Genomic DNA, 13,857 nt, shown 5'->3' on the forward strand with positions numbered 1-13,857 from the left:
ATTACGGCGTGCGCCCGCGCCCGGTTCGACTACCGCTCGGCGCGGGTGCGCCGCACGGTGCCCTGGGCGATGGCCGCGAGCTTGGCCAGCCGCGCGTCCCCGAGCGCGGTCACCGCATTGCCGAGCCGGTTGGTGACGAACGCGATCGACATTCCCAGATCGGGATCGGCGTAGGCGCCCGAGCCGCCGACTCCGTAGTGGCCGAAGGCATGTCGCGGTTGCTGCTTGGTCATCAGCACGGGCCGGTGGTAGCCGAGGGTGAACCGCAACGGCAATCCGAGTACATAGTCACGGCTTTCGGTCTGCTGTGTGCGGTTGATCTGCTCGATCGTCTCCGGCCGCAGGAACTGCACCGGTGAATCACCTTCGCCCGTAGCGTTTTCCGCGTCACCCGTATAGACGACGCCTCCGTTGGCCAACGCGCCGTACATCCGTGCCAGCGCCCGCGCCGAGAACACCCCGTTCCAGCCGGGCATCACCGCGTCGTGCACGCGCGGATCGCGCACCAGTTCGTCGAAACTCTCCGGCATCCCGGCCTCCGCGAGCCCGCGCACGGGCCGCACCCACGACAACACCGACGACGCGGTGTTCCAGCGAATACCCGGCGGTGCGAGATGCGGGAAGATCTTCGCGATCCGGCGGCGCTGCGCGACGGGCACCTGGAACCAGAACTCGTCGGTTCCCAAGGGCTGGGCCACTTCTCGGCGCAACAGCTCGGTGAAGGATTCGCCGGTCGCGCGCTGCAGGATCTCCGAGACCAGCCAGCCGAAGGTGATCGCGTGGTACCCGGAGGTGCGGATGCGGCGCGGGTCGGCCGGGCTCTCGGCCAGGGCGGTCACCACCGCGCCGTAGTCGAGAATCCCCTCGCGGCCCGGCACCAGTCCGCGTACCCGATGCAACCCGGCCCGGTGCGACAGCACATCGCGCACGGTGATGTCGTGCTTGCCGTGCGCGGCGAACTCGGGCCAGTACTCGGCGACCGGCGCCTCGTAGTCGATGAGCCCCCGCTCCGCGACCCGGTGCAGCACGGTGGCGGCCACACCCTTGCCGGTGGAGAAGGTGAGCGCCACATGCCCGCCGTTCCACCGCTGATCCTTGGCCGCCCACCCGGCCCAGACATCGACGACCGGGCGCCCGTCGAGGTAGACCGCCAGCGCACCGCCCCCGCGGCTCGGCTGCTGGAACATCCCGAAGAAGTGGTCGGCCAGCCGGATGAACCTCGGATCGATGCGCATCTGCCGTGGCGCGGTCGGCGTACCCGCGCCCGGCTCGCCCGCCGTTGCTGACACCATCTGCCCGACCTCCTGATGCTGCGTAGCGATCCGCCGACCGGATCGGGTCGACGCCGGTGGCTTCGGTGGTGTATTCACAGTAGGTGTTTGCAGATCTGTCCATCCGCCGGTTGGCCGGCGCGCTCGCCATCACGGCGGTCGCGTTCGGTTCGAGCGCGTGCGGCGGCACCATCGACGGCTACGCCCAGCCGGCGATCGACGTGGTCCCCGCCACCAGTAGCGCCGCACCGACCACCAAGAAACCGGGCAAGTCGACGACGAGCAAACCGGCACCCACCACCAAGAAGGGTGGAACCACCGACTTCCAGGCCAGTGTCGGTGACTGTGTGAATCTCGGCGGCACCGCCGAGGACGCCACCATCGAGAAGGCCTCGTGCGGCAGCCGCTCGGCCAACTACAAGGTGATCGGCAAGGCGCCCAACCGCGACGGTTGTATCGCCGACAGCGACCAGAACTACTTCGAAACCCTCGACGGCGTCGAGACCGGCGCCCTGTGCCTCGACATCGACTGGGTGGTCGGTGGCTGCATGGATGTGGCCGCCGAACAACTCGTCGCGCGCCGGATCGACTGCAACGCCTCGGGCAACGAGCCGGTCCGGGTCGTCACCATCAAGAGCGATGCCACCAGCGCCAACGACTGCCCCGACGACGCCGACGTGGGCTATGTCTACGACACGCGCCGCTTCGTCGTCTGCGCGCAGACGCTGTAACCACCGACGACGAGACGGGCCGCACGGTGTGACCGCGCGGCCCGTTGTCTGTGCACTCGCCGATCAGATCGGGTGGAACCCGGATCCGTGACCGCCGCGCGCGTTCATGTCGTTCATGATCGCGGACATGTTCGTGCCGACCTCGGGGCCGAAGCAGGCCACCGCGAGATAGGCGTTCACCATCCCGACCAGCGTCGAGCCGACCACCACCGGCGCACCGGAATCGCCTTCCACGACGCACATCTGCGACCACGTCTCCACATTGGTCGCGAACACGTCGCCCCAGGTGATCCCGCAGGTGTTGCCGGTGGTCCGGCCCTCCTTGCACACGATGGTCGGGAACTGGGCGGGCCCGCCGACACCGGTGATGGTGACATTGCCGATCCGGTTCACCGGGGTGATCCGGCCGGGAGTGAATTCGATGACGGCGTAGTCGAGTTCGGTATTGCTGTAGACGAACCTGCCGATCTCGCCGTATCCGCGATCGACCTCGGCGGCCACCGGTGCGCCCGCGTCACCGCAGTGCCCGGCGGTGAGGCCGACGAGCCTGCCCGCGCCGTCGTGGCCGACCGTGGTGAGGGTGCATTCGAAGGTGTTGTCGATGACGATCCCGGATCCGCCGCCGATCACCGGTGGACCGGGTTGTGCCTGCGAGGTGCCCGCGCCGGTGCCGAGTAGAGCCGCACCGAGGGTGAGCGCGAAGGCGGCCGTGGCCACACGCGCGAGTTTGCTGAACATGTCCCTCCAGATGTCGGAAGTTCGCACGATATCAATACGGTCTGTCTATAGCCGCGGTATTCGATCCCGGGCGCGCCAGAGCGAAGCCCTCGGATTGCTGCTTACCAGGCGCCGCGACACCCCGCGTGGTGATAGCGATTCTCTATCGAAATCGTGATGAAGCCGGGCCTGGCGAGTTATACCCGTGATCTGTGCGGGAAATCGGACGTGTCATTCGTTATGTATGACAGTTTTCCGCAATATTCTTTCCGGCAGCCGCAGACGCTGGGAGTCCGCGCCTGGAAACGACATCCGGCGCAAACTCCGAAGCCGGACAATTCAGGGCTGTATGGTCCGTCATGGCAGTGGTCATAAGGGCCATCGACAGTGATATCCATCTATGACAGCGCTCACATGTCGGTGGTGTGTTCTGCACTACTCCGTAGTAAGGTGCGTCAAGCAAACAAGTCGTCGGGGTGTTGATGGCCTGGCGTCGAGAGGGGTAATAGCAGTGCAGTCGACCAAGAGTCCGCCCGAACGTTCACGGGTCAGTGAAGCTGTGGACTGGACCAAGGGCCTTTGGGAAGACCATCCGAAGAAGTCCCTCGAAACCTTCGGTCGACAGATCACGATGGGTATCGAAGCCATCACGGAGCTGGTCGTCGCGATCTTCCGTAAGCGCTTCCCCTTCGACGAATTCGTGCGTCAGTGCGCGTTCATGGCAAGCGTCGCCGCCGCTCCGACGCTGCTGGTCGCCATCCCGATCGCGGTCATCGTGTCCATCCAGGTCGGCGCGGTCGCCGGTCAGGTCGGCGCGACCTCGTTCATCGGCGCCGCCAACGGCCTCGGCATCATCCAGCAGGGCGCGCCGCTGGTCACCTCGATCATGATCGCCGGTGCCGTCGGCTCCGCGGTGTGCGCCGACCTCGGCTCACGAACCATCCGCGAAGAGATCGACGCCATGAAGGTGATGGGTGTCGACCCGCTGCGCAGGCTCGTCGCTCCCCGGCTCGGCGCCGCCATGCTGGTGAGCTTCCTGCTCTGCGGTTTCGTCGTGTTCGTCGGCTTCATCACCGGCTACATGTTCAACATCTTCGCCCAGGCGGGCACGCCCGGTTCCTACATGAGCACCTTCGCCTCGTTCGCGGTCACCCGTGACCTCGCGGTGGCGCTGCTCAAGTCGGTCATCTTCGGCATCATCGCCGCGATCATCGCCTGCGACTCGGGCCTCAACGCTCGTGGCGGCCCCGGCGGTGTCGCCAACGCGGTGAACTCGGCGGTCGTGAGTTCCATGGTCATGCTGCTCGGCGTCAACGTCGCGATCACGCAGATCTACGCCGCTGTCTTCCCCCCACAGGTGGTCTGACCATGTCATCGACTTATGTACCTCCGCTGCTGCGGCCGATACGCCAGCTCAAGGCGGCGGGCAAAGCGCCCGTCGACGCGCTCGCCCGCCTCGGCCACCAGGTCTTCTTCTTCCTGCGGTCCGTCGGCTCCATTCCGCTGGCGTTCAAGCAGTACCCGAAGGAGATCTGGCGCCTGCTCTCCGACGTCACGTGGGGAAACGGCAACATCGTCGTCGGTGGTGGAACCATCGGCGTCATCCTCATCATCAGCGCCTTCGGCGGCATGACCGTCGCCATCCAGGGCCACACCTCGCTCGACCTGCTCGGCCTGAGCCCGATCACCGGTGCCATCTCGGCCTTCGCCACCACCCGTGAACTCGGCCCGCTGCTCGCGGCGCTGGCGTTCGCGGCCCAGGCGGGCTGTCGGTTCACCGCGCAATTGGGCGCCATGCGCATCTCCGAGGAGATCGACGCGCTCGACTCCATCGCCATCCGCCCGCTGCCCTACCTGGTCAGCACCCGGATGATGGCCGCGGTCATCGCGATCGTTCCGCTGTACTGCATCGGCCTGGTGATGGCATATCTGTCCTGCTCGGTCACCGTGCAGCTCATCGGTGGCACCGCGGCGGGCACGTACTCGCACTACTTCTACCAATTCCTGGTACCGACGGACGTGCTGTACTCGCTGCTCAAGGCGGTCATCTTCGTCATGATCACCACGTTCATCCAGTGCTACTACGGCTTCTTCGCCTCGGGTGGTCCCGAGGGCGTCGGCGTGGCCGCGGGCCGGGCGATCAAGATGTGCATCATCCTGGTCGTGTTCGCCGACCTGTTCATGACATTGGCGATCTGGGGCGTCGACCCCGGCATCAGGATCTCGGGGTAGGGCCAGATGATCATCGATCCCAGTGGGCGCGGTCCCACCATGAAACAGCTGTACGTCGCGGGCCTGTGCGGCCTGGTCGTCTTCGCTGTGATTCTCGCTTTCCTCATGGCCAGGTACCAGGGCTACTTCGTACCCAAGGTGAACGTGGCCGCGAACCTGTCGACCACCGGTGACGGGCTCCCGTCCAACGCCGACGTGAAGTTCCGCGGTGTGCTCGTCGGCACCGTGAAGGACGTCGACATCGTCGACCAGGGCGCCGTGCAGAAGGTGAACATCGAGCTCAAGCCCGAGTTCGCCAAGGGCGTCCCGAGCAATGTCACCGCCCGCATCGTGCCGAGCAACCTGTTCGCGGTCACCTCGGTGGAACTGGTCTTCAACGGTGCCTCCAACGACTACCTCGAAGAGGGTTCGGTCATCCAGGAGGACCGCAGCGAGGGCACCATCGCGCTGCAGGACACGCTCACCACGGTGCGCGACATCCTCAACGAGGTCGACCCGGTGCAGCTGGGCCGCGTGCTCGGCACCCTCACCCAGGCCCTCGACGGCAGCGGCCGCGTGCCCGGTTCGACCATCCAGCGCCTGGACGAGTGGATCACCACCGTCTCCGACGCGGGCCCGAACCTGGCAGGCATGCTCGACGACTTCTCCGCCTCGGCCAACGCGCTGAACCAGTCGGCGCCGGAACTGCTCGACGTGCTCGGCAGCTCGGTGCAGACCGCCAACACCATCGCGAGCAAGCGCGACCAGCTCGTCGCCCTGCTGATGGGGTCGAGCGCGACCACCGACCGGGTCAACGACCTGTTCGCGAGCAACCCCGACGTGGGTAAGGAAGTCACCGTCGGCATGAACGCCACCCTCGGTGCCGTCGCCCACGAACCGAGCTCGATCACCAAGACCTTCCAGGTGTTCGGACCCGGACTCGCCGCGCTGAACACCACCTTCCACGGCGGTCCCAGCGGTAAGCAGATGGTCTGGAACGCGGGCCTCACGTTCACCCCGTACCAGCCCAACACCGTCGCGGACTGCCCGCGCTACGGCGATCTGCTCGGTCCGAGCTGCTTCACCGCGCCCGCCGAGGTGAGCCTGCCGCCGCTCCCGGAGAAGCTGCGTCCCCGGGCGCTCGACTCCGCCGCGGGTCTGCCGCCGCTGGTGAACATCCCCGGGCTACCGCAGATTCCGGGCCTCACCATCCCGGCCGCACCGCTGCAGGCGGCGGCCGGAACCGAGATCACGCCGTTCGCCGGTACTCCGCTCGAGGGGCTCGTCCCGTCGTTCCAGATCCCGGGCCTGCCCGGTGCGGCGCCCGCCGCCGCACCCGCGCCCGCGCCCGAGCAGGCACCCGCGGTGCCGTCGGGTACGCCCATCTCCTACCAGGGCAACGACGCCATCGTCGAACTCCTCGGCCGCAAACCGACGGTCTCCGAGCTGCTGCTGCTCGGTCCGATCATGAAGGGCGGAACTCTGACCGTGTACGACAACGAGGGTGGCGCATGAGTATCCGCAAGCCACTGATCGGATTCGGCATCTTCGCGATCGTCTCGATGCTCGTCATCGTGGTCGTGTGGAATACGCTCGCCCGTTCGGTAGACGGTGACACCCGCAAGTACACCGCCATCTTCACCGACGTCCTCGGGCTGCGTCCCGGCGACGACGTCCGGATGGCCGGTGTGCGTGTGGGCAAGGTCGAGAAGATCGAGCTCGACGGCAAGAACGACGCCAAGGTGTCGTTCATCGTGCAGAGCGACCAGGACGTCTTCGACGACACCAAAGCCCTTGTCCGCTACCAGAACCTGATCGGCCAGCGCTATGTGGCGCTCACCCCGGGCAAGTCGCCGAGCCCGCAGGTGCTGGCCAGCGGTTCGGTGATCCCGCTCGAGCGCACCGAGCCCTCGTTCGATATCTCCGCGCTGCTCAACGGTTTCCAGCCGCTGTTCCAGGCGCTGGAGCCGGCCCAGGTGAACGCGATGTCGGAAACGCTGATCCAGGCGTTGCAGGGTGACGGAGTCTCGTTGTCCTCCTTCATCATCCAGGCGGCGCAGCTGGCCACCGACTTCCAGCGCCGCGACGCCATCCTGAGCGATGTCATCACCAACCTGTCGGCGGTGATGGCCGGTCTGGCCAAGCGCGGTGACGAACTGGAGACCCTGGTGACCCAGACCCGCGCGCTGATCGGCGGGCTCTACGACCAGGGCCAGTCACTGCAGAACTCGACGGCGACGCTGGCCGACGCCACTACCTCGCTGGTGGCGATGATGAGCAAGATCCAGCCGCAGCTGGCCGCTACGCAGAACTCCACCACCGCGGCGCTGAACCTGTTGCTCGCCAACGGTGCCAAGCTCGACCAGGTGGCCATCGACATGCCGTCGATGCTCGCCGACCTCGGCCGCATGACGTCCGAAGGCACGCACGCCAACGCCTACCTGTGTGGCCTCGATGTCTCGCTGTACGGGGTGCTCTTCCCGCGCGGCCTGTTCAGCCAGATCGGTGGCACGTCGCACTCGGAGGTGTGCCGATGAGCAAGCTCAAGAAAACATTCCTCGGCAACCGCAACTTCTGGCTCGGCGTCATCGGTTCGCTGGTGGTCGTGCTGTTGCTGGTCGGCTCGAGCATCCTGCAGTTCATCGGGATCGGTAAGCAGAGCATCGAGGCCGAGTTCGTGCAGGCCGCGGGCATCAGCACCGGCGACAAGGTCGCCGTGTCCGGCGTCCAGGTCGGTACGGTGTCGGGCGCCAAGATCGAGGGCGACCACGTGGTCATCACCCTCGACGTGGACTCGGGCATCAAGTTCGGACCCGACGCGCACGCCTCGATCAAGATGGCGACCCTGCTCGGTGCCCGCTACGTCGACCTGAAGCCGGGCGACGGCACGGGCCTGAAGGACGACACCATCCCGCGCTCCAACACCGATGTCCCCTACGACATCGCCGATGTGGTGCAGGTCGGTACCCCGAAGTTCGAGGCGCTGGACACCAAGAAGCTGGCCGCCTCGCTCAACACCATCAGCGGCGAGCTCGGTGACTCGCCGCAGCTGGTCGCCCAGGCGCTCGACAGCGTCGGCGCCCTGGCCAAGGTCGTCGACAAGCGCAAGGGCGAGGTCGACAGCCTGCTCAAGGATCTGGACCGCGTCACCCAGCTGCTCGCCGACAACCGCAACAGCGTGCTGCTCGTCATCACCCAGGGCGAGGCCATCGCCAGCCGGGTGATGGAACGGCAGAACCTGCTGCGTCAGCTGCTCGACAACATCGCCACCCTCACCCGTCAGCTCGAACAGATCGGCGGGGAGAACGGCAACCAGTTCGCGGGCACCATCGGCCAGCTCAACACCATGGCCCAGGGTCTGCAGAAGAACAAGGACAACCTCGACAAGCTGTTGCAGATCGGTGCGCCGACCGCGCGCTACTTCAACAACGCGCTCGGCAACGGTAACTACGGCTCGGTCTCGCTGCCGTGGTTGCTCCCCGACAACTGGCTGTGCTTCGCACAGGTGATCCAAGGGTGCGCAGGATGACACTGAATTTCGGACGCGGAAAGGCGCTGGTCCGGGCCGTACTGATCGGCGCGACCGCACTGACCATCGGCAGCTGCTCACTGCTGCCGAGCCAGGTCGACGACGCCCTCGGCCGCTCGACCAAGATCACCGCGGACTTCGAGAACATCGCGGGCATGTACGAGGGCAACCAGATCATGGTCCTCGGCTTGCCGGTGGGCAAGGTCGACAAGATCGTGCCCAAGGGCACCTATGTCGAGGTCCACATGACCATCGAGTCGGGGGTGAAGATCCCCAAGGAGGCGATCGCCGCGATCATCTCCCCCTCGATCGTCACCGACCGCCACATCGAGATCACCCCGCCCTACACCGGCGGGGAGACCCTCGAGTCGGGTGACCATCTGCCCAAGGCGCGCACCAGGACCCCGGTCGAACTGGACACGATGATCAAGACCATCGACCAGTTCGCCGCCGCGCTCAAGCCCGAAGAGGGCCAGGAAGGGCTCGGCCCGCTCTCGGGCCGGGTGCTGTACCCGGTGCTCAACGGCAACGGCCAGAAGATCCGCGAAACCCTCGACGCCCTGTCGTCGGCGCTGAAGATCGGTGTCGACAACAAGGACGCGATCTCCAACATCATCATCAAGCTCAACGAGCTCACCACCATGCTGGCCGACAATGACCAGTCGGTGCGCGACTTCAGCAACCAGGTCACCCAGATGTCGGGGCTGCTCGCCGAACAGGCCCCCGGCCTGCAGGCCACCCTCGACCAGCTCAACGGGTTCCTGGCCAACACCTCGACCACCTTCGGCGAGCACGCCGACGAGCTGTCGGCGTCGCTGACCGGGCTCACCACCGTCACCAACCAGCTGCGGGCCAACTCCCGCGACATGGTGGAGATCGTCGACGTCGTCCCGCTGCTGATGCAGAACATCGACGGCGCGATGAACAAGGAGAAGGGTTTCGTCCGGCTGCACGGCCTGATCGGTACGGCCCTGTCCGGCGAAATGATCAGCCTGTTCTGCGAGCGCATCCAGATGCGCTCGGACGGCTGCCGCACCGGCAAGGTCGAGGATTTCGGTCCCGACTACGGGTTCACCGCCGCACTGCTTGGACTCACAGAATGACCGGACCCATGACGAACAAGCTCCGCCGCACCCTGCTCGCGGCCACCGCGCTTGCCACCGTGACCATCACCACCGGTTGCGGTTTCACCGTGGAAGACCTGCCGCTGCCCAAGCCGGGCGCCGAAGGCGACACCTACACCATCCACGCCGAGTTCGACAACGCGCTGAACCTGCCCGACCAGGCCAAGGTGAAGATCGGTGGTTCCGATGTCGGGGTGGTGTCCTCGATCAAGACCAAGAACTTCACGGCCGTGGTGGACCTGCAGATCCGCTCCGACATCGACCTGCCCAAGGGCAGCACCGCCGAGCTGCGTCAGGCGACGCCTCTCGGTGACGTGTTCATCGCCCTGAACCGGCCGAAGAACAACACCGGCACCGGCGGCAACCTGGCCGAGGGCGACACTCTCACCCAGGAGTTCACCTCCGCGGGCGCCACCGTCGAGGAACTGCTGATCTCGGTGTCGATGCTGTTCAACGGCGGCGGTGTGGCCAGCCTCAGCCGGCTCGGCACCGAACTCGGGTCCATCCTCAACGGCCAGGGCGGCAACCTGGCGCACCTCATCACCCAGATGACCGGTGTGATCGGCGAATTGAACAACAACAGCGCCCGGGTCGACTCGGTGCTCTCAGAGTTCAACACCCTCGCCAACACCATCGAGGCCAACAAGGCCCAGCTCGGTCAGGTGGCCGACACCCTGCCGCAGGCCATCGGCGCGATCGCCGAGAACAACCGGGCCATCGGTGACCTGCTCACCAAGGTGTCCACGGCAAGCGCCGCGATCGGCGACTACGCCAACACCACCGGTGACCAGCTCTCCGAGCTGCTCACCAACCTCGACAACCTGATGAACGCCCTCGCGGCCTCCGGCGACAGCTTCGGTTACGTCATGGATCAGCTGATCGACATCAAGCCGAAGGTCACCCAGACCTTCCTCGGCAAGTCGCTCGCACCGTACGCGACGCTGACGAACCTCGATGTCGGCCTGCTGACCGACCCGGCCAACAGCAAGTTCCCCGATATGAAGGACGTGAACGACTTCGTCGGCAGCTTCATCCAGGTGCTGCAGATCGTTCAGGGCCGAGTGGGAGGCCACCGATGAACAGGGTCAAGAAGTTCTTCAGCAGCAAGATCGTGCTCGCGAACTCCGCGCTGGTCGTGGTGCTGATCATCGGTGCCAGCTACCTGCTGGTCAATGTGATGCGGGTGAACCCGCTGCGGTCGGAGTACGACGTCACTGTGACGCTCGACCGCTCCGGTGGCCTACAGCCGGGCAACGACGTGACGCTGCGCGGACACCGGATCGGCAAGATCGACACGGTGGACCTGATCGACGAGGGCCAGGCCATCGCGGTCAAGGCCGTGATCGACAAGAGCTACAAGATCCCCGTCGACACCATGATCCAGGTGGCGGCGCTGTCGGCGGCCGGTGAGCAGTACATCGACTTCCGGCCCAACAGCGACGCGGGCCCGTTCCTGCGCGACGGCGCGGTTATCGAGTACAACCCGGAGCAGATCAAGACGCCCGTCCCCGTGTGGGCGGTGCTCGACGATACTAGCGCGCTGATCGGCTCGGTGAATCCGCAGCAGTTCAAGACCATCCTCGCCGAACTCGACATCGCGCTCGGCGCGGGCCCGGATCGGCTGCGCGGCCTGATCAACGGCACGAGTCTCGCGGTGGCGGGTCTGCACAACCTGCTGCCACAGACGGTGAATCTCATCGCCAACCTGCGGGTGATCGCCGACACCACCTCCAACGCCCAGCCGGATCTGCAGACCCTGACCCGCAACTCGGGCTCGTTGCTGACGCAGTTCAACAACGCCAATGCCGAGCTGCAGGCGGTGCTCGACAACGCGCCGGCACAGTTCGAGGCGCTCGGCGCGGTGCTGGACAAGACCGCCGATCCGATCAGCGGGCTCGCGGCGAACTTCGTCGCGATCACCCGGGCGGCACAGTTGCGTCAGCCGGCCCTCCGGATGCTGTTCCCTTCGCTTGCGCAGGGCCTCGGGTCCATCGCGGTTCCCGCCCACGACGGTGAGTTCCACACCATCATCGATATCTGGCCGCGCCCGACGTGTAACTACAACACCGAGTACCGGCGCAACGAAGAGGTGCAGGACGGGTCGATCCCGAAGTGGAACTACTGCATCAACCCGCCCGCTGACCTGCAGATCCGTGGTTCGGCCAATGCGCCGCGCCCGAATGTGCCCGACAACGGCGCGCAGATGCCGGCGGGTGTGGATCCGAACGAACGGACCCCGATTCCGGCCAAGTGAGACCATGCCCGGTCCTACGCTCCGGCGTAGGACCGGGCATACTCGGCGGGGGACACTGTGGCCCGCCTCACGGGCCAACGAACGAAGTCGGTGCGAGTGTGTGCCGGGAAAGAGCAGGATTGATCTAGATGACCAGCGACGACGCCGAGAGCAAGAAGGACGCTACCCCGGCGGAAAAGCCCGAATCGGCCGCTACCGAGACCACCGCCGACGAGACGGTGAAGCTCGACAAGGCCGAGTCCGAGACGCCGAAGGCGGCCGAGCCCGCCGCCACGGCGGCAGCGGCCCCCGCGGAGCCCGCCGCGTCGTCCGGGGCCGAACGCCCGGTCGGCTGGCTGGTCGCGGCGGGTACGGGTGTTGTCGCGGTCGGCGCGATCACCGCCGCGGTGGTGTTCTTCCTGCAGAGCAGCGACCGGGGCGACAAGCTCGACGCCATCGAGGAGTCGACCAAGGCGGCCTGCGCCTACGGCCGGGTGGCCACCAACTACGACTACTCGAACAACATCGACCAGTACTTCGAGGACATGCGCTCGGGTGCCACCGGCGACATCAACGAGCAGTTCACCCAGGCCGGTGACATGCTCAAGGGCCTGATGGTCGAGCGTCAGGTGAAGTCGCGCGGCGAGGACATCCAGTGCGCGTATCTCAGCGGCGGCGAAAACCAGGCCAAGGCCATGGTGACGCTGGCGCAGTACACCTCCAATGCGGCCGCTCCCGAGAGCGAGCCGATGAACATCGCCATCGAGATGACCCTCGACCGCGAGGGCGACAAGTGGCTGGTGAGCAAGATGGAGTCGCCGGTGCTCAAGAACGGTGGCGGCCTGATGGGTGGCGTGCCGGGAGGGGCTCCGCAGCAGCCCGCACCGGAGACGCCTGCTCCGGCGCCCGGCAATTGATTCGCTAGTACGACAGTGCCTCCGGCGGAAGTGATTCCGCCGGAGGCACTGTCGGTTGCGGACACACTCCGGTCGCGCCGCGTCAGAACAGGGTGAGTGTTCCCGACGCTGTCGGCGCGACCGGCTTCCCCGTGGTCCGCGGCTGGGTGGTTCGGGTGGCAACGGGTGTGGCGGCGTGTTCGTGGCCGTGTGCCGCGGCGTCGCGTGCGGCGATGCCCGCCAGTTTGTCGGCCTGCTCGTTGAAGTAGTTGCCCACGTGCCCGCGGACCCAGCGGAATCGCACGGGCCCTTCGCGGGTGGTGATGGCGCGGTCGATCTGCTTGATGATCTCGACGTTCTTCACCGCGCCGCCGGTGGAGGTGCGCCAGCCGTTGCGCCGCCAGCTGCCGATCCATTCCGAGGCGCATTTGATGGCGTATTGGGAGTCGCTCTCGATGAGCATCGGTTCGGTGCCGGGGTGGGCGAGGATGGCTTCGAGGACCGCGCGTAGTTCCGCGATCTGGTTGGTTCCGCTGGCCGCTCCCCCGCTGGCCACCGGTCCTTGATGATTCACCCAGGCCCAGCCGATGGCACCACCGGGATTGCGCAGGCAGGACCCGTCGGTGCTCACGATGATCATGACCGCCACCCTAGGCGATGCGGCCGACAAGATCGGTACCGTGGAATGCCTCTATCTCCCTTCGCAACCGCGATTCTGTGCGGCGCAGTGCCGATCTCGCGGCCGCGTCGACGAGGCCCTGGCACATGCGGCCGAACGCACCGCGTGGTGGTGGATAGCCGGCTTCGGCGGTCAGTACCGACCGTTCGTAGCCGAGTGGGTCGAACCGTAGTGTCACGGTTCCGTATACCCGCCCCCGCAGGGTATACCCGATCACCGCGCCGCGCCGGTATTCGGTGATCTCGCAGGTGAGTGTCATCGGGATCACTCCGCCCAGGCGAACTTTCAGCGAACAGCTCGCGCCGAGCCCCTGTGCCGGTGCCGCGCCCTGTGCGGTGACGGAGGTGACGCCAGCCATCCAGTGTGCGAGATGCTGGAGATTCTCCGTATAGGCGAAGGCCGCGTCGGTGGGCGCGCCGACGTCGCTCGCGTACCTGATGTGGCCCACAGGCCAAAAATACTACAA

At 66.3% G+C, this 13,857-nt stretch carries 14 protein-coding genes; 10 read left to right on the plus strand and 4 right to left on the minus strand.

Annotated elements, in window-relative coordinates:
• Positions 1–29: 29 nt before the first annotated feature.
• On the minus strand, positions 30–1,292 hold the full coding sequence (locus ACWEVR_RS31555; protein WP_452469878.1) for a serine hydrolase domain-containing protein: 1,263 nt from the start codon (positions 1,290–1,292) through the stop codon (positions 30–32).
• A gap of 83 nt (positions 1,293–1,375) precedes the next feature.
• Here ACWEVR_RS31555 and lppU point away from each other — a divergent pair, with 83 nt between their 5' ends.
• A complete protein-coding gene (lppU, locus tag ACWEVR_RS31560) occupies positions 1,376–2,002 on the plus strand; it encodes an LppU family putative lipoprotein (RefSeq protein WP_067495011.1) in 627 nt (208 codons plus the stop codon).
• Positions 2,003–2,065: 63 nt separating this feature from the next.
• On the opposite strand, the gene ACWEVR_RS31565 is transcribed toward lppU, so the two are convergent.
• Positions 2,066–2,740 carry a S1 family peptidase gene (locus ACWEVR_RS31565; protein ID WP_181698550.1) on the minus strand — a complete coding sequence of 225 codons (675 nt, stop codon included), beginning with the start codon at positions 2,738–2,740 and terminating at the stop codon, positions 2,066–2,068.
• 490 nt (positions 2,741–3,230) lie between these two features.
• Here ACWEVR_RS31565 and ACWEVR_RS31570 point away from each other — a divergent pair, with 490 nt between their 5' ends.
• From ACWEVR_RS31570 to ACWEVR_RS31610, 9 genes are all read left to right on the plus strand, one after another.
• The gene (locus ACWEVR_RS31570; protein ID WP_067495005.1) at positions 3,231–4,085 is read left to right on the plus strand and encodes an MlaE family ABC transporter permease; all 855 of its coding nucleotides are present in this window, start codon (positions 3,231–3,233) and stop codon (positions 4,083–4,085) included.
• A 2-nt stretch (positions 4,086–4,087) separates the two neighbouring features.
• Entirely contained in the window at positions 4,088–4,951 is an 864-nt protein-coding gene (locus ACWEVR_RS31575) for an MlaE family ABC transporter permease (RefSeq protein ID WP_067495001.1), read from the plus strand.
• 6 nt (positions 4,952–4,957) lie between these two features.
• The gene (locus tag ACWEVR_RS31580) at positions 4,958–6,445 is read left to right on the plus strand and encodes an MlaD family protein (RefSeq protein ID WP_452469879.1); all 1,488 of its coding nucleotides are present in this window, start codon (positions 4,958–4,960) and stop codon (positions 6,443–6,445) included.
• Positions 6,442–7,467 (plus strand): MCE family protein, encoded by a 1,026-nt coding sequence (locus tag ACWEVR_RS31585; protein ID WP_452469880.1) that lies wholly within the window; start codon positions 6,442–6,444, stop codon positions 7,465–7,467. Before ACWEVR_RS31580 ends, ACWEVR_RS31585 begins: the two co-directional genes overlap by 4 nt.
• Positions 7,464–8,459 carry an MCE family protein gene (locus tag ACWEVR_RS31590; protein WP_452469881.1) on the plus strand — a complete coding sequence of 332 codons (996 nt, stop codon included), beginning with the start codon at positions 7,464–7,466 and terminating at the stop codon, positions 8,457–8,459. Before ACWEVR_RS31585 ends, ACWEVR_RS31590 begins: the two co-directional genes overlap by 4 nt.
• Positions 8,456–9,562, plus strand: a complete 1,107-nt coding sequence (locus ACWEVR_RS31595) for an MCE family protein (protein ID WP_452469882.1) — start codon at positions 8,456–8,458, stop codon at positions 9,560–9,562. The genes ACWEVR_RS31590 and ACWEVR_RS31595 overlap by 4 nt, the downstream gene beginning before the upstream one ends.
• Before the next feature lie 8 nt (positions 9,563–9,570).
• Positions 9,571–10,662: an MCE family protein gene (locus tag ACWEVR_RS31600; protein ID WP_067643948.1), complete on the plus strand. Its 1,092-nt coding sequence runs from the start codon at positions 9,571–9,573 to the stop codon at positions 10,660–10,662.
• Positions 10,659–11,837 carry an MlaD family protein gene (locus tag ACWEVR_RS31605; protein ID WP_439266928.1) on the plus strand — a complete coding sequence of 393 codons (1,179 nt, stop codon included), beginning with the start codon at positions 10,659–10,661 and terminating at the stop codon, positions 11,835–11,837. Before ACWEVR_RS31600 ends, ACWEVR_RS31605 begins: the two co-directional genes overlap by 4 nt.
• A gap of 128 nt (positions 11,838–11,965) precedes the next feature.
• Entirely contained in the window at positions 11,966–12,733 is a 768-nt protein-coding gene (locus ACWEVR_RS31610; protein WP_452469883.1) for a hypothetical protein, read from the plus strand.
• Between the two features lie 82 nt (positions 12,734–12,815).
• Here the strand turns inward: ACWEVR_RS31610 and ACWEVR_RS31615 are convergent, their stop codons facing one another.
• Both ACWEVR_RS31615 and ACWEVR_RS31620 read right to left on the minus strand, forming a co-directional pair.
• Positions 12,816–13,352, minus strand: coding sequence for a ribonuclease H family protein (locus ACWEVR_RS31615; RefSeq protein ID WP_067644290.1), 537 nt, complete (start codon positions 13,350–13,352; stop codon positions 12,816–12,818).
• A gap of 10 nt (positions 13,353–13,362) precedes the next feature.
• Positions 13,363–13,839, minus strand: a complete 477-nt coding sequence (locus tag ACWEVR_RS31620) for an SRPBCC family protein (RefSeq protein WP_452469884.1) — start codon at positions 13,837–13,839, stop codon at positions 13,363–13,365.
• Between the last annotated feature and the right edge of the window lie 18 nt (positions 13,840–13,857).

The sequence above is a fragment of the Nocardia sp. NPDC003979 genome (genome assembly GCF_053605015.1).